The organism is Rhizobium pantanalense (assembly GCF_030182525.1).
Classification (GTDB): Bacteria; Pseudomonadota; Alphaproteobacteria; order Rhizobiales; family Rhizobiaceae; genus Rhizobium.
Genome location: NZ_JAQJCH010000010.1, coordinates 365,292 through 386,778 on the forward strand (window position 1 = coordinate 365,292; position 21,487 = coordinate 386,778).

The 21,487-nt window shown below is 59.1% G+C and carries 13 protein-coding genes and 1 pseudogene; 7 read left to right on the top strand and 7 right to left on the bottom strand.

Going from position 1 to position 21,487, the window contains the following annotated elements:
- Positions 1 to 191: 191 nt before the first annotated feature.
- Positions 192 to 1,103, bottom strand: coding sequence for a DMT family transporter (locus PH558_RS25110; RefSeq protein WP_285207172.1), 912 nt, complete (start codon positions 1,101 to 1,103; stop codon positions 192 to 194).
- Positions 1,104 to 1,200: 97 nt separating this feature from the next.
- Here PH558_RS25110 and PH558_RS25115 point away from each other — a divergent pair, with 97 nt between their 5' ends.
- Together PH558_RS25115 and PH558_RS25120 are read left to right on the top strand one after the other, a co-directional pair.
- Positions 1,201 to 1,986, top strand: coding sequence for an AraC family transcriptional regulator (locus PH558_RS25115; RefSeq protein ID WP_285207177.1), 786 nt, complete (start codon positions 1,201 to 1,203; stop codon positions 1,984 to 1,986).
- 814 nt (positions 1,987 to 2,800) lie between these two features.
- Positions 2,801 to 11,293 (top strand): glycoside hydrolase family 94 protein, encoded by an 8,493-nt coding sequence (locus PH558_RS25120; protein WP_483314185.1) that lies wholly within the window; start codon positions 2,801 to 2,803, stop codon positions 11,291 to 11,293.
- Between the two features lie 352 nt (positions 11,294 to 11,645).
- Here PH558_RS25120 and PH558_RS25125 read toward each other — a convergent pair whose 3' ends face one another.
- From PH558_RS25125 to PH558_RS25145, 5 genes are read right to left on the bottom strand one after another with little or no spacing between them, the layout of a single operon-like run.
- Entirely contained in the window at positions 11,646 to 11,801 is a 156-nt protein-coding gene (locus tag PH558_RS25125; RefSeq protein ID WP_285207178.1) for a hypothetical protein, read from the bottom strand.
- Positions 11,798 to 13,012, bottom strand: coding sequence for an MFS transporter (locus tag PH558_RS25130; RefSeq protein ID WP_285207181.1), 1,215 nt, complete (start codon positions 13,010 to 13,012; stop codon positions 11,798 to 11,800). The genes PH558_RS25125 and PH558_RS25130 overlap by 4 nt, the downstream gene beginning before the upstream one ends.
- Positions 13,009 to 13,338, bottom strand: coding sequence for a hypothetical protein (locus PH558_RS25135; protein ID WP_095437929.1), 330 nt, complete (start codon positions 13,336 to 13,338; stop codon positions 13,009 to 13,011). Before PH558_RS25135 ends, PH558_RS25130 begins: the two co-directional genes overlap by 4 nt.
- A gap of 1 nt (position 13,339) precedes the next feature.
- Entirely contained in the window at positions 13,340 to 13,906 is a 567-nt protein-coding gene (locus tag PH558_RS25140) for a cysteine hydrolase family protein (protein WP_285207182.1), read from the bottom strand.
- Positions 13,907 to 13,940: 34 nt separating this feature from the next.
- Positions 13,941 to 14,390 carry a MarR family winged helix-turn-helix transcriptional regulator gene (locus tag PH558_RS25145; protein WP_095437931.1) on the bottom strand — a complete coding sequence of 150 codons (450 nt, stop codon included), beginning with the start codon at positions 14,388 to 14,390 and terminating at the stop codon, positions 13,941 to 13,943.
- Positions 14,391 to 14,988: 598 nt separating this feature from the next.
- Here PH558_RS25145 and PH558_RS25150 point away from each other — a divergent pair.
- From PH558_RS25150 to PH558_RS25170, 5 genes are all read left to right on the top strand, one after another.
- Positions 14,989 to 15,732: a FadR/GntR family transcriptional regulator gene (locus tag PH558_RS25150; protein ID WP_285207184.1), complete on the top strand. Its 744-nt coding sequence runs from the start codon at positions 14,989 to 14,991 to the stop codon at positions 15,730 to 15,732.
- Between the two features lie 170 nt (positions 15,733 to 15,902).
- Positions 15,903 to 16,970 carry an ABC transporter ATP-binding protein gene (locus PH558_RS25155; RefSeq protein ID WP_095437933.1) on the top strand — a complete coding sequence of 356 codons (1,068 nt, stop codon included), beginning with the start codon at positions 15,903 to 15,905 and terminating at the stop codon, positions 16,968 to 16,970.
- A gap of 153 nt (positions 16,971 to 17,123) precedes the next feature.
- Positions 17,124 to 18,437, top strand: coding sequence for an ABC transporter substrate-binding protein (locus PH558_RS25160; RefSeq protein ID WP_285207187.1), 1,314 nt, complete (start codon positions 17,124 to 17,126; stop codon positions 18,435 to 18,437).
- A gap of 66 nt (positions 18,438 to 18,503) precedes the next feature.
- Positions 18,504 to 19,439 (top strand): carbohydrate ABC transporter permease, encoded by a 936-nt coding sequence (locus PH558_RS25165; RefSeq protein ID WP_285207190.1) that lies wholly within the window; start codon positions 18,504 to 18,506, stop codon positions 19,437 to 19,439.
- 15 nt (positions 19,440 to 19,454) lie between these two features.
- On the top strand, positions 19,455 to 20,354 hold the full coding sequence (locus PH558_RS25170) for a carbohydrate ABC transporter permease (protein WP_285207191.1): 900 nt from the start codon (positions 19,455 to 19,457) through the stop codon (positions 20,352 to 20,354).
- Between the two features lie 117 nt (positions 20,355 to 20,471).
- On the opposite strand, the pseudogene PH558_RS25175 reads toward PH558_RS25170, so the two are convergent.
- Positions 20,472 to 21,467 (bottom strand): annotated as a pseudogene (locus tag PH558_RS25175) (IS30 family transposase); the annotation flags it as partial.
- Positions 21,468 to 21,487 lie beyond the last annotated feature (20 nt).

A 21,487-nucleotide genomic window follows, 5' to 3' on the forward strand; every position in this document is an offset into this window, starting at 1 on the left:
CGAGTGTCGAAGCCATCGGGGTATCGTCGTGTCGTTCTGTCCGTGCACAAGCAAGACCGGAATATCTTTGCAGGCTGGAGATATCGTCTGCGGCAGGAGCCCGGCAAATGAAACCACGAGGCAAGGAGCCATCATGGTCGAGGTGAAGCGAGTAGTCCAGTATCTTACGGCGACGGTCTTCGGCCGGCTCCTCATTGAGCTCTCGTCGCCACTGTCTTCTGGTGTGATCGTTCGCGGACAGATTTCCGCTGCACGAGGATGATACCGGCCACTGTCATGCCGCCACCAATGAGATGGTAGACATACAAGGTCTCGCCGAGAAAGATGGCCGCAACGATGGCGGTGAGTACCGGGATCAGGTTCATGAAGATCGCTGTGCGGGCCGCGCCGAGATGCTTTACTGCCGACATCCATACGAATGGCGCAAGGATCGAACCGGGGATTGCCGCGTAAAGCACCATGGCAGTATTTGACAGGTTCAAGCCGGACGGGGCCGACAGCAGATAGCTTGGGACGAGCAGCACGACCGCGGCACCGATCTGCACATAGATCGACGTCCAGGTGGCAAGCGGAATGGCCCAGCGCCTCAGAAGAATGCCGTAAGCGGCATAAGCCAGAACCGCGACCAGCATCATGGCATCGCCGCGTCCCACTCCCTCCGACAGAAGCCTGGATGGATCGCCGTGGCTGAGAACGACAAAGATGCCGGACAAGGAAACAACGCCACCGATCACCGCAAGGCTGGAGGGCCGCTCATGGAAGAAAACCGCGCCGAGGATCAACGTCAGCATCGATACGAGCGAGAGCATGATCGCCATGTTGGTGGCCGTAGTGAATCCGGCGGCGTAATATCCGAGGCCCTGGCATGCAGCCATGCCCAGCAGGCCGAGCAGGATGAGCTTGGGCACGTGGGATGCGATCGTCTGACGCTGGCGCCAAGCATCACGTCCGACCAGCGGTGTCAGGATGACGAATGCGATGAACCGGCGCGCGAACGCGATAGTGCCGGGCGCAATGGTGCCTGCGGCCAGCTTGCTGACGATGGTATTCCCCACCCAGATCAGGACTGCCAGCAACGAGAAGAGCAGATATTTGATAGGCATCCGAGCCTCCTTGTTCGTATTGGCTCCTGCCTAGCAAATGTCTTTCTTGCGATATATAGCGATAAAAGGACATTGAGTTACGACGATAGGACCAAGGATGAAGACTGTCATTCCTGTCGGCAAGGACCCGGCGCCTCTGTCGTTCCGGACAGAAAACTACGGGGCCGGGGCTGTCTTTGAGGAGAAACGGCAGCCCTGGTGCAAGGTCGGTTATGCTGTCACCGGTGTAATGGAAGCGCGGGTTGAGGGGAGGCGTTTTCTCTGTCCGCCTCATTACGCAACATGGATACCCGCTAACGCGTTACACGCCTGCCATAACCGCGAAAACGTTAGATTCGTCTCGATTTATATCGACCGCGACCTCTGCGTCGGCATGCCCGAAACAGCCTGCACGCTCGAGCTCAGCCCACTGACCAAGGCTATCCTTGCAGATTTTGCCGCGCGTCGGATAACGGTGCCGGAGACGGATGCGGATCGGCGGCTTGCATTCGTCCTGATCGACCAGTTGCTGAACGCGCCAAGGCGTGAGAGCTTCCTGCCCATCTCGGACGACGATCTGCTGCAGCCGCTGATCCACGCGTTGCAGGCGGACCCGAGCGACCGCCGCTCTCTCTCGGAATGGGCACGATCTCTTCAGACCACGGAAAAAACCCTGTCACGCCGGTTCAGTGGACATCTCGGCATATCTTTCAACGAATGGCGACAAAGGCTGAAGCTGATCGCCTCGCTATCACTGATAGAAGACGGCAGATCAGTGCAATCAATCGCAAAGGTCCTAGGATATAACAGTTCTTCAGCGTTCATCGCGATGTTCCGGCGACAGACCGGAACGAGCCCAATGAATTTGCGGTCTACACCAGACAGGACAGATCCGCGCTGCTAATCTCAACACATTTGGCTCTTGAAGGGAGTTGCACTCCTGCATCCTATTTCTTCTAACATATTGTAATATCACGCATTATGGATGTTTCGACGGCGTCTGCGTGGTAAGCCTACGCAGTGGCACGAAGTTCGGCTGAAAACTGCAGGATACGCGAGGATTCGCACCTAGAGGGCGCTCTCAGTCTGACGCGCTCTTCAGGTGATAGGCGACTTGCCACAGCAATCAAGAGATGGGTCAAAACATGATCATCTGCCGATCGATTGTTTTGGCTTTGGTAGAAATCGCTGGTTACGCTGATCCGACAGGCCGTGCTCGGCGATTTGCCGTAGCCGGCAAGAAATGTCGTGAGCGCTTCCGTCAACTCTTGGTTAAGATGATCGGCTTGAGGCACGGAGGTGAACCAGGACTGCAGCTGCTTTTCCGCCCGACGCCCATCGCGTCTATCATCGTATTTCTTCGCGGTCATATCCTTATAGGCACAAAACTTCATCGGTGCGAAGAGCCAGCTCCCATCTTCGGTTTGAAGAGCATATGCTAGGCGACGCTGGAGGTCAGCGCTGCTGTCTAGCTTTGCCTCTAAGGAGCTTTGCACGAAAGCTCAGCCACGACGGTTGCTTCAAGACGGCAATTCCGACGGCCGCCATGGTCGCCGGCCCAGACAATTAATCCTACGTTCAGGGTGGTGCGGCTAGTTAAGCGGCAATCATTACCCCAGTTACCGTCAACTGGGGTGCTGCAACGAAGATCTCAGGCTCCGGGTTCTCGTTTCTGGAACTCTGCATTCGAGAAACGACGAGACAAAAGCGAAAGACACATGTCATCTAAAGATACTGTCAACGATTCTGCTCCAACTCCTCAGATGGCTCATCTGGATCGCGAATTCGGAATTCGCGCCACTCTCTTGTCCAACGATCAGCTGAGAGCGATGGCAGCAAAGTTTGCGGAAACTCGCACGCTTGATCTCCTTAAATTCAATAGTTTCGATTTCTATCTCCGGCATAAGGAGAACGAAAACGAGATCCTGCGGGTCTATCGCGCCGCCGCCGCGGATGTCGACGCTGGCGAAAGCATCACGCCGGCTGCCGAATGGCTGCTCGACAATCACTACATCGTCGAAGAGGCAATCCAGGAAGTTCGCCGCGACTTCCCGAAGAAATTCTATCGCGAACTGCGCAAGATCAATCTTGATGGCACGGAGGTGCCGCGCACCCTCGCGCTCGCCTGGCTCTACATGGCGCATGCGCACAGCAATATCAGCAATGCCGGCATGACCGCGATCACCGAAGGGTTCCAGGACCGCGAGACCTTGCGGATCGGCGAACTCTGGGCGCTTCCTTCGCTGGTGCGCTATGTGTTGATCGACAATCTTCGCCGGGTGGCATCGCAGATCGACAAGAGCCGCGAAATGCGCGCGGCGGCCAATGCAGCGGCCACCGAGGCAATTTCGCTCGGTGACGCCGGCGCAGCACAATATCTGGAGACGCTGGCCGCCAATCTCGACGACACGACCTTCGTCACGCAGCTGCATTATCGGCTTCGCAATGCGCTGGAGCCGACCGAGGCTGCGTTGAACTGGCTGGAGGCCAAGCTTTCCGCTACGGGAACGGATGCGGAAGCCGTCATGTCGGCCGAGCAGACCCGCCTCGGCGCGGCCAATGCGCTGATGGGCAGTATCATCAAGAGCCTGCGCGAGATCAACGACACTGATTGGTCGGAGTGGGTCGAAGAGGTCAGTACCATCGACAAACTGCTCTGGCAGCAGACGGATTATGCAGAGCTCGATGCCGGATCTCGCAACAGCTACCGCCGCCAGATCGAAAAGCTTGCAAAGCGCTCCGACAAGACGGAGATGGATATCGCCGAGGCCGCCGTGCGGCTGACCGACCGTGCAAAAAATGAGAGCAGGGACGGATCTGCGAGCAATATCGGCTACTATTTCGTCGGCAACGGGCGCCCGGTACTCGAGGCGGAAATCGGTTTCCGGCCGACGCTCGGCCTGCGGTTCATGCGGATGGTCCGCAAGCTGAATTGGCTATCGATCGCCATCCCGGTACTCCTGTTGACATTGCTGGCGCTCGTCTTGGTCGAATGGGCATTCGTCGACGCGGGAATGCCGCTGTTTGCGACGATCGTTCTGCTGCTGATGTTCGCGCTCCCGGCATCCGAGGGCGCAACCGGCCTCTTCAATTTCTTCGCCACATTCTTCATCACACCGGATCGTCTCGTCGGCTATGAATTCAAGAAGGGCTTGCCTGCCGACGCCCGCACGCTCGTCACCATTCCTTCTCTAATCGGCAGGCGCGAGCACGTCGATGAGCTCGTCCGCAATCTTGAGGTACATTACCTTGCCAATGCTCGTGGCGAGATATACTACGCACTCCTGACCGACTGGCCGGATGCCGAGGAAGAACAGACCGCCCGCGATCTCGACGTTCTCGATTACGCGCGCAGCAAGATCGCCGAACTGGAATCACGCTACTCGGAAGAAGGCAGGCAGCGCTTCTATCTCCTGCATCGCCGTCGGCAGCATAACCCGGCCGAAGGCGTCTGGATGGGTTGGGAGCGTAAGCGCGGCAAGCTGCACGAGCTCAATATGCTGTTGCGCGGCAGCCAGGACACGAGTTTTATTACGGGCTTCGATGTCGTGCCGGCCGACGTCAAGTACGTCATGACGCTGGACAGCGATACACGCGTTGTGCGTGATACCGTCGTCAAACTCGTCGGCAAGATGCATCATCCGATCAACCGCCCGGTTTTCGACGACCAGAAGCAGCGCGTCGTCGATGGTTATGGCGTGCTGCAGCCGCGCGTGACGCCGTCGCTGACGACGGGCAAGGACGCATCGACCTTCCAGCGCGTCTTCTCGGTCAATCGCGGTCTTGACCCTTACGTCTTCGCCGTCTCCGACGTTTATCAGGACATCACCGGCGAGGGTACCTTCACCGGCAAGGGACTTTATCATGTCGACGCCTTCGAAGCCTCGCTGAAGGGGCGGATCAGCGAGAACTCGATATTGAGCCACGACCTGCTCGAAGGCTCGATGGCGCGATGCGGCCTGGTGACGGACTGCGAGCTCGTTGAAGATTTCCCCATTCGCTACGAAGTCGAAGTCTCGCGTCAGCATCGCTGGGCACGCGGCGACTGGCAGCTTATTCCGTACATTTTCGACGAGCGCCGTGGCATTACCGCGCTCGGCTGCTGGAAGATGCTCGACAATTTGCGTCGCTCGCTGACGCCGATCGCCTGGTTCTTCGCTTCCGTGCTCGGTTGGTACTGGATGGATCCTTTCGGCGCGCTCATCTGGCAGATCCTGCTGATCTTCAGCCTGTTCGTTGCCCCGACATTGTCGCTGATCAACGGCATCATCCCGCGAACCAGCGACATCATCCTGCGGGCGCATCTTCATACCGTCTGGAAAGATATTGAGAATGCCAATGCCCAGGTGGCGCTGCGCATTATCTTCATCGCCGACATCGCCTGCGTCATGGCCGACGCGATCGTCCGCTCGCTCTATCGCATGTTCGTCAGCCGCAAGCTGATGCTGCAATGGCGCACCGCCGCAAGCGCGCAGGCCATGGCCCAGACGACGATCCTCGGTCATTACAAGGTCATGTGGCGCGCGCCGCTGCTCGCAATTCTGGCGCTGGTCTTCGCCGCCTCTTCCGGCGACATCGCTTGGCTGGTCGGGCTTCCTTTCGTATTTCTCTGGGTGCTGTCGCCAGCCATCGCCTGGCTGGTGAGCCAGACGGCGGAAACCGAAGATCGGCTTGTTGTGCCCGACCACGTTCGCAACGAATTGCGCAAGATTGCGAGACGTACCTGGCGCTATTTTGACCACTTCGTCGTTCCCGATCAGCACTTCCTGCCGCCAGACAATGTTCAGCAAACGCCGCACGCCGTCGTTGCCATGCGTACGTCGCCGACCAATATCGGCGTCTATCTGCTGTCGGTCATTTCGGCGCGTCGTTTCGGCTGGATTTCGTTCGAAGACGCGGTCAAGCGCATTGAACAGACGATCGAGACGGTCGAAAAGCTGGAAAAATATCGAGGCCACCTGTTCAACTGGTATCATACCGACACGCTGAAGCCGCTGGGCCGCAAATATGTATCCTCGGTCGATAGCGGAAATTTTGCCGGCCATCTGATTGCCGTTTCATCGGCGTGCCGCATCTGGGCCCAGGCTCCGCTCGCCCATATCCATACCGATCTCGACGGCATCGGCGATGTCGCGGCAATTCTGCGCGAGGTGCTTTCAGAGCTTGATGACGATACGCGCTCGAACCGATCTCTTCATGACCGACTCGACGGCCGTATCGCCGAGCTTGAAGCGGCGGTCGCGACCGGCAAACGCGAGAAGGAATTCTCCTCGGGCCTCATCGAGCGATTCGCCGGGCAAGCTCGGGAAATCCGCGAACTTGCCGGCAGCCTTGACAGGGAAGTCAAGACCACGCGGAGCGAGGAAGTCGTCCATTGGGCGGAGAAGCTGGTCGAGACCTGCGAACTCCATCAGGTAGACAAGGCTTTCGATCCCGCCCAAGCACCTGATATCAGCGAAAGGCTGACGCGGATCGGCAATCGCGCCCGTGAAATCGCCTTCGATATGGATTTCAGCTTCCTCTATCGCCCGGAACGCCGGCTGCTGTCGATCGGCTTCCGCGTCGAGACGGAAGAAGTGGATGCCGCCTGCTACGATCTGCTTGCTTCGGAAGCGCGTCTGACGAGCCTCTTCTCCGTAGCAAAAGGTGATTTGCCGACGGAGCATTGGTACAAGCTCGGCCGCCACGTCGTGCCTGTCGGCACACGCGGTGCGCTGGTTTCCTGGTCCGGCTCGATGTTCGAATATCTGATGCCGCCTCTCGTCATGCAGGAGCGCAGCGGCGGGATTCTCAACCAGACCAACAATCTGATCGTTCTCGAGCAGATGAACTATGCGCGCAAGCTTGGCACGCCATGGGGCATCTCGGAAGCGGCCTTCAACGCCCGCGATCATCAGATGAACTATCAATACAGCAACTTCGGGGTGCCGACGCTCGGCCTCAAACGCGGTCTCGGACAGAACGCAGTCATCGCGCCTTATGCCTCGTTGCTCGCCAGCCAGTACAATCCGGTTGCAGCCCTCGAAAACCTTGAGCGGTTGCGGGCCGTCGGCGCGCTCGGCATGTATGGTTTCCACGATGCCGTCGATTTCACGGCAAGCCGCGTACCCGAGGGCAAGCAATGCGCAGTGGTTTACAACTACTATGCGCACCACCACGGCATGTCGATTGCCGCGGTTGCCAACGTGGCTTTCGACGGCCTGCTGCGCGAGCTGTTCCATGCGGACCCGGTAATCGAGGCAGCCGAATTGCTGCTGCAGGAAAAGGCGCCGCGTGACATCCCCGTCATGGCCTCGAAGCACGAAACAGATGCACCCGCGACCATCCAAGGCGACCTGATGCGTCCGGAAGTGCGGCGCCTGGAAGATCCGGCGTCACGTGAGCGCGAGCTGTTGCTGTTGTCGAACGGCCGTTACTCCACGATGCTGACGGCGACCGGCTCCGGCTACAGCCGCTGGAAAAATCTCTCCGTCAACCGCTGGCGTGCGGATCCGACCGAGGATCGCTGGGGATCGTTCGTCTTTCTGCGCGACACTGCATCGAACGAATGGTGGTCTGCGACGGCAGAGCCGCGCTCGATTGCCAACGAGCATGTTCGCGTAAGCTTCAGCGACGACAAGGCGGAGTTCATCAAGACCGTCGGTGAGCTGACAAGCGAAATGGAAGTCTTCGTCGCAAGCAATTACGATGCGGAAGGCCGTCGCCTGACGATCAGCAACACCGGCACGGAAGATCGAGTGATCGAGGTGACCTCCTACATGGAGCCTGTCGCCACTCTCGATGCCGTCGATACGGGTCACCCCGTCTTTGCCCGCATGTTCCTGAAGACCGAAATCGCTGCAAAGGGCGATGCGATTTTCGTCGAGCGGCAGAAGCGCGGCGTGACGGATCCCGAGGTCGCTATCGCCCATCTCATCGTCGATACATCGGGCGAGAGCCTGCAGACACACTATGAGACGGATCGCATGCGCTTCCTTGGGCGGGGGCGCACGCTGACGGAGGCGGCGGCCTTCGACGCCGGTGCGGAACTTTCCAATTCCAGCGGCTTCACGATGGATACCTGCCTGTCGCTGCGTCGGACGCTTCGCGTGCCGGCTGGTGAGAAGGTCAGCGTAACCTTCTGGACCATTGCTGCCGCCGAACGCGCCGAACTCGAGGCGGCGGTCGAGCACTATCGCCAGCCGGAAAGCTTTGCCCAAGGTCTTGTTCAGGCCTGGACGAGAACGCAGAGCCAGCTGCGCCAGATCGGCGTCAATTCGAAGGAGGCGGCTGGCTACCAACGCTTTGCCCGCTACATCATATATCCCGACATGGCACTGCGTGCCGATAACGAGGCGGTCCGCAAGGGGCTGAATTCGCAGTCCGTTCTTTGGGGCGCTACCTTGTCGGGCGATTCACCCCTGATGACTTTACGCATCACCGACGAGCTCGGCACGGATCTTGTCAAGGAACTGCTGCGTGCGCAGGGCCTCTTGCAGTCGCGCGGAGTCGAGGTCGATCTCGTCATCTTCAACGAGCGCACCGGTGAGGCGGCTGCCGAAATGCAGCGGACCATCGATCAGCTCTGTGACGCGGCGCGTCACGCCAGCGAGGTCGCCGGCATCCAGCGCAATATCTACGTCCTGCGCAAGGATCTGACGACTCCGGAGGCCTATGACGCCATCATCGCCGCCTCGCGCGTCGTGCTGCGCGGTCGCGACGGCAGCCTCATCGATCAGGTGCAGAAGGCTCGTTCCGTTGCCGGTTCGCCTGCGCTGCTTGGTCAGTGGGGCGATTCAACCCTGGTGCCGCGTATGATTCGTGACACTGCCGGAATCTCCCCGGTCGATGGCAGCGATCTTGCCTTCTGGAACGGCTATGGCGGCTTTGCGGCCGATGGCAGCGAATATGTCGTGCGCCTGTCCGGCGGCGAACAGACGCCGCATCCGTGGGTCAACATCGTAGCCAACGAGAGCTTCGGCTTCCATGTCTCGGCGGAAGGTGCTGCCTTCACCTGGAGCCAAAACTCCCGCGACCATCAGCTGACGCCCTGGACCAACGACATGGTGACCAACCGGCCAGGCGAGGCCTTCTACTTGAAGGATCTCGACCGCGGCTCCGTCATCGTGCCCTATGCCTCGCTGGCACAGCGCTCAGACACGCGCTTCGAAGCCCGCCACGGCCTCGGCTACTCGGTCTTCTCGACGGTTCAGGATGAGATTTCCCTGGAAGTCACTCAGACCCTCCACGTGGAAAAGCCGGTCAAGTTGACGCAATTGCGCATCCGCAACGATGCGGGTGAAGCACGCAAGCTGCGTCTTTACGGCTATGCTGAATGGATTCTCGGCAACAACCCGACGAAGAGCAAGCCCTTCATTATATCGAACTTCGACAGCGTGAGCGGAGCGGTCTTTGCGAAAAATCCGTTCAGCGTAAACTTCGGGACGCGTGTTGCGGCATTTGCTGCAAGCGAAGCACCATCGAGCGTTTCCACCAGCCGCCGCGAGTTCATCGGCCGGCACGGAACGATCCAGCAGCCGCGCACGGTCTCGGCCGGCTCGCGGCTCTCCAATGCCGTCGATCTCGATGGTGATCCGGCAGCTGCCATGGCATTCGACCTGACGATCGAACCCGGCGAAGTGCGCGACATCTGCTTCTATATGGTTGACGCCGCCTCGCAGGAGGAAGCCGCCGCCCTCATCGCCGACATCCGCTCCATCGGTTTTGCGGAGGTTCTTGAGAAGACGCGTGAGTTCTGGAAGAGCTTCACCGGCAAGACGCGTGTCTCGACACCGGACCAGCGGCTTGACTTCATGGTCAATAATTGGCTGCCCTATCAAACCTATAGCTGCCGCATCATGGCCCGCACCGCCTTCTACCAATCGAGCGGTGCGTGGAACCTGCGCGACCAGCTGCAGGATTCGCTCGCCTTCCTGCTGCACTCGCCTGAGATCGCCCGCAAGCAGATCCTCAATACCGGCCGCCGTCAGTTCCCGGAAGGCGATTTCCAGCACTGGTGGCTGGAAGATAGCGGTGCCGGCGTTCGCACGAACATCTCCGACGATCCGGTCTGGCTCGCCTATGCCCTCGACCAATATTGCACGGTGACCGGCGACGCCTCGATCATGGACGAGATGCTGCCCTTTGTCGAAGGTGCGCAGCTCAGCCCCGGCCAGTACGACGCCTTCCTGCAGCCGCGTGTTTCCGACGAGACAGCATCACTCTACGAACATGCCGCTCTCGGCCTCGATCTTGCGATCAAGCGCACGGGCGTCAACGGTCTGCCGCTGATGATGAGCGGTGACTGGTGCGACAAGATGGATCGTGTCGGCATCGCCGGCCGCGGCGAAAGCGTTTGGCTGGGCTGGTTCCTCGCAGGTGCCTTGCGCCGCTTCATCGCCTATGCGGAAACGCGCAGCGATACGCAACGCGTCAGCCGTTGGTCGGATCATCTTGAAAAGCTCAAAGCCGCGATCGAAACGGCCGGCTGGGATGGCGAATATTATCGCCGTGGCTACTACGACAACGGCGCGCCTCTCGGCTCCAGCCAGTCGACGGAAGACAAGATCGACTCGATTGCCCAATCCTGGAGCGTGCTCTCGGGCGAGGGAGAGGCCGACCGCAGCAACATGGCCATGAACGCGGTCCTCGATAAATTGGTTGATGATGAGGCCAAGCTCATCCGCCTGCTGACGCCGCCATTCGTCAAACCGGTCAATGATCCGGGTGTGATCAAGGCTTACCCGCCGGGCGTCCGTGAAAACGGCGGCCAATACACTCATGCAGCCACCTGGACGGCTCTTGCCCTAGCCCGGATGGGCCGCGGCGAAGATGCCTGGCGCGCGGTCGAAATGCTCAATCCGATCAACCACGCACTCGACAAATCCTCTGCGGAGACCTATCGCGTCGAGCCCTATGTAATCGCCGGCGACGTTTATGGAGAAGGCGACCTCCGGGGCCGCGGTGGCTGGAGTTGGTATACCGGTTCGGCCGGATGGTTCTATCGCGTTGCAATCGAAGGCATCCTCGGTATTCGAACCGAGGGCGGGCGGTTGCACGTCAAGCCTGTACTGCCGGCCGGATGGGACGGCTACTCGGCTGCGCTGGAACTGCCCAGCGGCAAATACGAAATTTCCGTTTCGAGAATTGACGCGACAAGGGGATATTCGGTCACGATCAATGGGATTGCAATCGATGATCCGCAGGAGGGATATTTGCTCGCAGCCTCGTAGGCGAAATCTCGCTGTAATCCAGCCAGCCGCCGAATTGTCGAGTATGGACGGATTGGAGTTGGAGGTAGAGCCAAGCAGGCTACCTCCAATTCACCAACTCCGCACTCTTATTTCCTTCGGTAGAAGTTTGCCGACTTGAGCCGGCGATTGGGGCCAGCGGCTGATTAAATCAGAATAGCTTCGTTCTCGATCGCGAAATCCATAAGCGCTTTTGTATCGTCTGTCAGTTTGCATTTAGTCGCAAGACTCCGCATGCAATAATTTCAAACGGATAGCGCGGCAGCTAAATTGAAACTGGGCACTTAATGTGAGATTCGCCGCTGAAGAAAAGATAGCTGCCTCCTAAACACTCTTATTTGGCAGGCGGCCGACACGCGCGCTCCTCATCGAAGCCTTCTATGAAGGCTGCAAGGCGCTGCGCGGCGATGACTTTACTTTGGCCGACGCGATGATCGAGAACATCGCGAAACCTCGTTACCTTGCGGAGGCACAGATTGCCTTCGATCATGACCTAATTCCCACCTGTTTCTTGTTGGCATATACGCCGATCACCGCGGCGATGATCCCCGATAGTGCCGCGATGGCCATCGCCCAGCGCGGGCTTTCATGATCGGCCACCCAGCCGACGATGGGCGCTCCGATCGGCGTGCCACCGAGCGCGATGCCGACGCGCAGCGCCATCACCCGCCCGCGCATCGTAGCCTCAGTCGAAAGCTGCATCAGGCTGTTGGTGGCGTTGGTGAAGGAGAGTGCGGCAACGCCGATGACGACAAGCGCCGCCGCGAAGAACCAGTAACCGGGCGCGAGTGCTGCCAGCGTGCAGCCGAAGCCAAACACCGTGGCGCTGACAATCAGATTGCGGAATTCGATGCGATCGCGGCCGGCATTCAGGAATGCGCCGGTGATCGTCCCGATCGCCATGATCGACGACAGCAGGCCGTAGCCGGCGGCATCGACATGGAAGATGCGCACGCCCATCGTTGAGACGAAGATCGGAAAGTTCAGGCCGAAGGTGCCGATGAAGAACAGCATGAGCAGGATCGCGACGAGGTCGGGGCGGCCGCGGACATAGCGTAGGCCTTCGACGAAGCGGCCCTTGCCGCGGGGCGCCCGTCTGTTCGGCCGCAGCTCTGACTGCCGCAGCAGCATCAGAGAAATCAGGACGGCAAGGAAGGATGCGCCATTGGCGAGAAAGCCCCATCCAGTGCCGACGGTGGCGATCGCGACACCCGAAACGGCCGGACCGATCATCCGCGCGAGATTGAACGACATGGAGTTCAGCGCAACCGCATTCGGCAGATCGTCGTCGCCGACCAGCTCCGCGACGAAGGTCTGACGGACCGGCGCGTCGAGCGCGGCGGCGCTGCCGAACAGGAAGGCGAAGACATAGACGTGCCAGAGCTGCGCGAGGCCCGTGACCGTGAGAATGCCGAGCGCCACGGCAAGCGCGCCCATCGTCGCCTGCGTCGCCATCAGGAGCTTGCGCTGGTTCAGACTGTCGGCGGCGTGACCAGACCAGGGAAGCAGCAGAAACTGTGGCGCAAACTGCAGGGCCATGACGATGCCGACAGCCGAGCCGTTATGCCGCGTCAGTTCGGCGAAGACGAGCCAGTCCTGTGCGGTTCGCTGGACCCAGGTGCCGATGTTCGACACGAGCGCCCCCGCCGCCCATAGCCGGTAATTGTAGTGGAGGAGCGACCGGAACGTCCGCAGCGTCATTGCCGTTCCAGCGCATTCCCGCCATGGAACCGGCCGAAATGACGCGCGGAAAATAGGGCGATGGCGAAAGCCCCGAAGCCCGCGGCGGCGACATCCGTGGCGCCATCCCACTGCACGCTGCCGAAACGGATGAGGAGCAGATAGGCCAGTACGAGATTGGCGAAGCCCCAGAGCACATTGACGGTCGATGATGACAAGCCTTCACCGGGCGGCCTGGCGAAGGGCGATTGGAAGGGCCGGCCGAGAACGCCGCTGACGAGGTGCGGAATTGCATTCATCAGAAAGGCGCCGCCGGCAAGAAGTGAGAGAGTATGGAGGAGGTTCATCCTAGGCGTTCCGCTTTGCGAGTTCGGTCATGATCTCTTCCGTCGTGGCGGTTTCGCCGAGCCGGGGAAAGACGTTCTTGATGCTGTAGGCATGGGCTTCGGGCCGGGTGTCGGTCATGGTGTCGATCGCGAGCGCGACATTGTACCCGGCCTCAAAGCCCTGCCGCGCGGTCGCCTCGACCCCGGTTCCGGTCGCGACGCCGATGACCACCACTTGCGTGACGCCGAGGGACTTGAGACGCGCGTCGAGATCGGTCGTTGCAAAGGCGCCCCAGCTGTATTTCGTCACGACGATATCGCCCGGCTGCCGGTCGAGCTCGGGAATGAAATCCGTAAAGCCGTCTGGCAGCGGTCCGGTGTGACGCCCGGGCTGCTCCGTTCGTCCCGGCGCGGTGCCGGCGGCATTGACGAGGACGACGGGCAGATTGTGCTGCCGGAAAGCGCGGATAAGCGCTACGGCGCGGTCGATGATGGGGGTGATCGATTCTATCAGGGCTGCGCTCGTGACCCCTTTCTGGAGATCGACGACCATCAGGGCGGTTTGTGGATCCAACGCGGTCAGGGCCATGGAATATCCTGGAGTGGGGGAGGGAAAGATCGGTCTAATCCTGCTCGACCAGCCGCTGCAGCAGGCCGATCGCGGCCAGCACCTGGCCTTGCTCTTCGGGTGAAAGCCTGGCTTCGATGGTGCGGCTGAGCCAGTCCTGGCGGGCGGCGCGGCCCTCCTGGATCAGCCTGCGGCATCGGTCCGTCAGCGAGAGAATGGTTTGCCGGCCATCCGAAGGGTCGGGCATTCCCGAGACGAGACCCATCGCATCCAGCGCCGAGAGCAGCGTGCCCATTGATTGCGGACGCATGCCCTCGGCGCGCGCCAGCGCCGAGGTGGTCATCGGCCCCTCCTTTTCCAGCCGGATGAGCGCCGACGCTTGGCTTGACGTCAGGTCTCCGGCATGGCCCTGCTCACGCAGCTTGCGCTTCAGCTTACTTGCGAAGCCTCTGAGCTCTTCGGCGACTGTGGAGGCGAGGGGTGATTTGGCAGCGTTTTCGATCATGGCAGTATCGCTACCATAAATGAAGGTAAACTGTAAAGGTTGGCTTCATATATTGTAAAGGGCCGCTTACGGCCGCCAAGCTTGCACGGTCGTGCAGGTGTCTGGAGGTGGCGTCGGGGCGCTCAAGGCTCACCCAAAACCTGTTTCCGATTGCCTTGGCGCGAGCTAGGCGAGCGCCGATAGAAATGGGCTCACCCGGAAGGGTCTGAATGACTCTTGCAGAAGAAGGTGAGATCCGCGCCGCTCTATGGCAGCGATTCAGCCTCAACTGACCAGATCGGCAAGCCAGTTCCGGCCCCAAATCAGTCACGGGGCTAGGCAAGTTCTTGGCTAACCTGAATATTCCGGAGATAGAGAATTTTGTAACAACGGGCCGCCAGTTCGGATCCCATCAACTGCGCTGATCATTCGCATATGCCGCGCGACGACCGGCAGGGCGCTAGACAACTGCTCAGGCTCACTCCAACTCCGGGATAGATCGTGGAACCAACAGTTAGAACCCTGTGTCTTCGGTTGCCAATGAATTTGTCTTGACGGATTTCCTCAACGATCTTTAATTGACTGATCTGCTGGACCAACCAGTGGACCGGGGGGTGCGATGGACGGAAGTCCGATCTTGACCGAGGTGCCGAATATCGCGCGTAGTCTCGCCCGTCGAACGGCGCGTGATGTCATCGCCGAGAAGCTGATGGTCTTGATCGCCACCAATATGCTGCGACCGGGCGACGAGCTACCGGGCGAGCGCGAATTGGCCAACGTTCTTCATGTCAGCCGCGAAACGGTGCGCGGCGCTATCCAGGCGCTCGCCGCGCAGGGCATCATCGAAGTTTCACATGGCAGCCGCAGCCGTGTCTGTGAGGTCGATCTCAGCCACATCACGGTGACGATCGCCTCTCCCAATGCAATTGACGGCTACGACCTGGAATCCGTCCACGCTGCGCGTCTTCATATCGAACTCAAGGTTGTCGGTGACGCTGCCGGGCGCATCGATGACATCACTCTGGCAAAACTGCAGGCCCTGCTGGAGGCCCAGCGTCTCGGAGGCGACGATGCGATGCGTTTCCTCATCTGCGATCGCGAATTCCACGTCGCCATCTATCGGGCCTGCGGAAACCCGCTGCTGGCGGCCTTCGTCACCGATTTATATACTTATATGATGAATTATCGCCGGCACGCCATGGCCAAGCCTGGTGCCATCGAGGCGAGCTACAGCGATCATTTGGCGATCTTCGAGGCGCTCGCCCGCCATGATCGAGACGCCGTCGTTACGGCGTTCGAGTATCATCTGACACGTATTTATGACACGACCAAGGTTCAACTGGCCAGCGGCAATCCGGTCTGATCTGGCCAGCAGGAGGAGAGCTGTCTGAGATGCACGTGAGGAAGACAAAGATATCGTTCGCCGGCGGGGGATAGGACGTCGAAACCGGAATGGTGCGTTCTCGCGGTTGGTGCTTCGGAGGAGGGGACGACCGCAATTCAGGGAAGTGAAAGGTTCTGGGAGGGACTTTTATGGCAGGTGTCGAGTTTGTCGATGTCAGGAAATCATTCGGGGCGTTCCCGGTTATCAAGGGTGTGAACATCGAGATTGCGGACGGGGAATTCGTGATCCTGGTCGGACCGTCCGGATGCGGAAAATCAACGCTCCTGAGAATGCTTGCCGGGTTGGAGAATATTTCCGCGGGCGAGATCCGTATCGGCAATCGGATCGTCAATGGAGTGGCCCCCGGCGACCGCGACATAGCCATGGTCTTTCAGAATTATGCGCTTTATCCGCATATGTCGGTGGCCCAGAACATGGCTTTCTCGCTGATGCTCAAACGCGCGCCGAAAGCGGACATGGATCAGCGTGTCAAAAAGGCCGCGGACATTCTTGGCCTCACCAAACTGCTCGATCGCTATCCCCGCCAGCTTTCCGGCGGTCAGCGCCAGCGTGTCGCCATGGGCCGGGCGATCGTGCGCGATCCCCAGGTCTTCCTTTTCGACGAACCGCTTTCCAATCTTGACGCCAAGCTCCGGGTCGCCATGCGCGCGGAAATCAAGGAGCTTCACCAACGTCTTGGTACCACGACCGTTTACGTCACGCATGACCAGATCGAGGCCATGACGATGGCCGACAAGATCGTCGTCATGCATGACGGCGTCGTGGAGCAGGTGGGAAAGCCGCTGGATCTCTACGACACACCTGCCAATCTTTTCGTCGCGGGCTTCATCGGTTCGCCGGCGATGAACATGATCAAAGGCCGCCTCGATACGGAGGGCGATAGCCGGTTCATCGCGTCGGACGGAACTGTCCTGCCGGTTGCAAATCCGCCCGCCGTCGCAAAGGGTCGGGATCTCGTCTATGGGTTGCGTCCGGAATACATCATGCTCGATGCCGATGGGCTACCCGCGGAAATCATCGTGATCGAACCAACAGGCTATGAGACGCAGATGACGGTTCGGTTCGGCGGCAGCGATGTCAATTGCATCTTCCGGGAGAGGATCAATGCCAAACCCGGCGATACGTTGCGCATTTCCATCGATGTGCCGCATGTCCATCTCTTCGACGCCGAAAGCGGTCAGAGATTGACGATTTGATGCCGCTTCGGTGCGGAGCCGGAAGAAGAGGAGTCTTCCTGCTCACCCATCGATGCGGAAGCATTCGGCCGGTTCGAATGCGATAGTCGTCGTTCACCAAACGGGAAGGTGGGCGCCGGGGGAATTTGCTCCCGTTTTCAAAGGAGGAGTATCATGCCATTCAAGAGACGTGACTTTCTTGCCGCATCGGCGGCCGCCGCCGGGATCGCCGGCCTCTCGCCACTCGGAATACGCCCATCTTTCGCCCAGGCCGAACCCGGCTACACGCCCGAAAAGGGCGCAAGTCTCCGGCTGCTTCGCTGGACACCCTTCGTCAAGGGAGACGAGGATGCCTGGCTTGCCAATACCAAGAAATTTACCGAGGCGACGGGCGTCGAGGTTCGTATCGACAAGGAAAGCTGGGAAGACATCCGGCCGAAGGCTGCCGTCGCCGCCAATGTCGGTTCCGGCCCCGACATGGTGATGTGCTGGTTCGACGATGCTCATCAATATCCTGACAAACTCGTCGACCTGACGGAGCTCGCCACCTATCTCGGCAACAAATACGGCGGCTGGTATGACGGTGTGCGCGGTTATGCAACCCGCGGCGACAAGTTCATCGCCATGCCTCTGACGGCGATCGGCAATGCCGTCGTTTATCGTGACAGCCATGTAAAGGCCGCCGGTTTCAGCGAATTCCCCAAGGACACCGCGGGATTCCTTGAGCTTTGCAAGGCCATGAAGGCCAAGGGTACGCCTGCCGGCTTCCCGCATGGCAAGGCTGTCGGTGACGGCAACAATTACGCCCATTGGCTGCTTTGGAGCCATGGCGGCAAGATGGTGGATGAAAGCGGCAAGGTGACCATCAACAGCCCTGAAACGCTGGCGGCCATCCACTATGCGCAAGCCCTTTATGCGACCTTCATCCCCGGCACGGAAAGCTGGCAGGACATCAACAACAACCGGGCCTTCCTTGCCGGGCAGGTATCGCTGATCGCAAACGGCGTTTCCGTCTACTATGCCGCTAAAAAAGACCCTAAGCTTGCTGAAATCGCGGCCGATATCAGAACCACAAACTTCCCGATCGGCCCGGTCGGCAAGAGTGTCGAACTGCACCAGACGAGCTCGCTGCTTCTCTTCAGCCATACCAAATATCCGGAAGCAGCCAAGGCCTATATCAAGTTCATGATGGAAGGTGACCAGATGAACGCCTGGATCCAAGGATCGAGCGCCTATTGCTGCCAACCCTTGAAGGCCTTTGCCAACAATCCTGTCTGGACCGCCGATCCGGTCCATGCACCCTATGCACGCGCCTCGGAAACCCTGCGCCCGAACGGCTATGCCGGTCCGCTGGGCTATGCTTCGGCAGGTGTGATGGCCGATTACGTGCTCGTCGACATGTTCGCCGCCGCCGTGACCGGCCAGATGACGCCGGAGGATGCGATGAAAGAGGCTGAGCGCCGCGCAAACCGTTACTACAAGGTTTGATCCCCCGCGAAGATCTGCAGCATGCCGGCGCCGGCATGCTGCGACTGTCCATCAGGAGATAATGCCATGTCGACCGTGACATCCGGCGATACGACGCGCAGTCCGATCCGATCGCTCATGCAGAACAATAATATGCTCGGCTTCCTCTTCATGTTGCCGGCGGCCATCTTTCTGGTTTGTTTTCTCACCTATCCCCTGGGACTGGGGGTCTGGCTCGGCTTCACGGACACGCGGATCGGGCGTGCCGGCAGTTTCATCGGATTGGAGAATTATCAATTTCTGGCCGATGATTCCGTATTCTGGCTGTCGGTCTTCAATACGTTGCTCTACACCTTTATTGCCTCGATCCTGAAATTCGTTCTCGGCCTTTGGTTGGCGTTGCTTCTTAATCAACACCTGCCATTCAAATCCTTCTTCCGGGCGATCGTGCTTCTGCCCTGGGTGGTGCCGACGGTGCTTTCGGGATTGGCATTCTGGTGGATCTACGACTCACAGTTTTCCATTATCTCGTGGTCCCTAATGAAGATTGGCCTGATCCATGGCCCGATCAATTTCCTCGGCGATCCGACCAATGCGCGGGTTTCGGTCATCATCGCCAATGTCTGGCGCGGCATTCCCTTCGTCGCGATCTCGCTGCTTGCCGGCCTGCAGACGATTCCCGCCTCCCTGCAGGAGGCTGCATCCCTTGATGGTGCTACGAGTTGGCAACGTTTCCGTTATGTAACGCTGCCGATGTTGACCCCGATCATTGCCGTCGTGATGACGTTTTCCGTGCTGTTCACATTCACGGATTTCCAATTGATCTACGTGCTGACCAAAGGCGGGCCGGTCAACGCGACGCATCTGATGGCGACACTTTCCTTTCAGCGCGGCATCCCCGGAGGGCAGCTCGGCGAGGGCGCGGCAATCGCGGTGGCCATGATCCCGTTCCTGCTCGGTGCCATCATGTTCAGCTTTTTCGGTCTACAGCGCCGCAAATGGCAGCAGGGCGGACAAGACTGAGATCGGGAGAACGCCATGATCATCAAAACCGAGACGGCCAATCCCGTTCTGACCGATGACATTCAAGGCATGGGTTATCTGAACCGCTTGCCTCGCCGTATCGTCATGCTCTACCTGCCGATGGCGGTCTTTGTCTTCGTGCTTCTGTTTCCCTTCTACTGGATGGCCATAACGGCCATCAAGCCGAACGCACAGTTGACCGACTACAATAACTACAGCCCCTTCTGGGTCGTGGGGCCGACGCTTGATCATATCAAGTACCTGTTCTTTGAAACGTCCTATCCGGGCTGGCTCTGGAACACGATATTGGTGGCGGTAGGATCGACCGCTTTATCACTGCTGGCGTCGATTTTTGGCGCCTACGCAATCGAGCGGGTGCGTTTTACGGGCTCTCGTTCGATCGGATTGCTGATTTTCTTAGCCTACCTCGTTCCACCTTCGATCCTGTTCATTCCCTTGGCCTTTATCGTCTTCAAGCTTGGAATTTACGACTCCAGACTTGCGCTCATCTTCACCTATCCAACTTTCCTCATCCCATTCTGCACATGGCTGCTGATGGGCTATTTCAGGTCGATACCCTTCGAGCTGGAAGAAAGCGCGCTGGTCGATGGCGCCAGTCGCTGGCAGATTCTTGTCAAGATTATTCTGCCGCTGGCGGTGCCTGGGTTGATATCGGCCGGCATCTTCGCCTTTACGCTGTCCTGGAACGAATTCATCTATGCGCTCACCTTCATTCAATCGTCGGAAAACAAAACGATCCCTGTGGGTGTTCTGACGGAATTGGTTCGCGGTGATGTCTTCGAGTGGGGTTCGCTCATGGCCGGTGCATTATTTGGTTCATTGCCGGTCGTCATCCTCTACTCTTTCTTCGTCGATTACTACGTTTCGTCGATGACTGGTGCCGTGAAAGAATGATGAATGCCGCGGTAGCGCATCGCTGGTGCAGCGGTCCACTTCCTTGGGCTTTCCGACATTTAGTTGGAGAAGCTCACGCAAGTGCATCATGCCGGCGTCTAGGGTAGGGGACCAGCCTTCTTCGCGAAAATGCGCCATGAACACTTCGGCCGGCGTCTTGTATCCAAGGCATTTACGGGGTTGGTCGTTCAGATGGTGAGCGAGTTGAACCAGCGCCGATTGCGGCACTTCGGCCAGATTTGTGTCGCCTGGCATGAAGCGGCGAATGCGCTTGTTGGCGTTTTCGACCGCACCTTTTTGCCACGGCGCGCTGGGATCGCAGAACCAACTGCATGCGCCGATGCCATCTTCCAAAGCCCTGAAGCCGGCAAACTCGGTGCCGCGGTCAAAGGTGAAGCTCTGGCGTGCAAAGGCTGGCAAAGGCGAGAAGGCTTCGATGATCTTGTCCATGATCGGCCGCGAATGCCGGCTTGGGTTCTTGATCATCACGGTGTAGCGGCTCTTTCGCTCGACCAGTGAGGTGACGTTGGCAAGGCCAAAGTCACGCTCGAAGATCAACAGGTCGCCCTCCCAGTGTCCGAACTGAGACCGATCACTAATAAAATCAGGCCGTTGTGATATCCTGTGACTGGCGGGGAATACGCTGTTTCGTGGCTTTCTGGAGCCACGAGGGCGACGCTTGCGGCGTGCCTCCGGTAAATAGCGATAAAGACCAAGCCCGTAATCTTCCTTGCCGTAGATGAAGCGATAGATCGTCTCGGCGCAGATGCGAACCATGCTGACGCTGTCTGCCAGAAGACGGCCGGCAATCTGTTCCGGCGACCAATAGGCCTCCAGTTTCTCAATGACCATGCGACGCAGATGCGGATGGCGTCGAAGCTTTCGCAAGCGCCGTCGGCGTTCTTTAGCAATGTCGTCAGCGACCGTCGAGAAGTAGCCGCTGTATTCGGGAAGCTCGCGGTCATGGAACGTGTTGCGTCTAATCTCACGATAGATGGTCGAACGATGGCGCCCGAGCTGACGGGCCATCTCGTTGATCGGCACCTTGCGCTCGACGAGGTAATGAAGGCGACGGCGGTCGGCGAGGGTCAATTGCGAATAGCAGCGGGACATGCGAAAATCTCCAAAGTGAA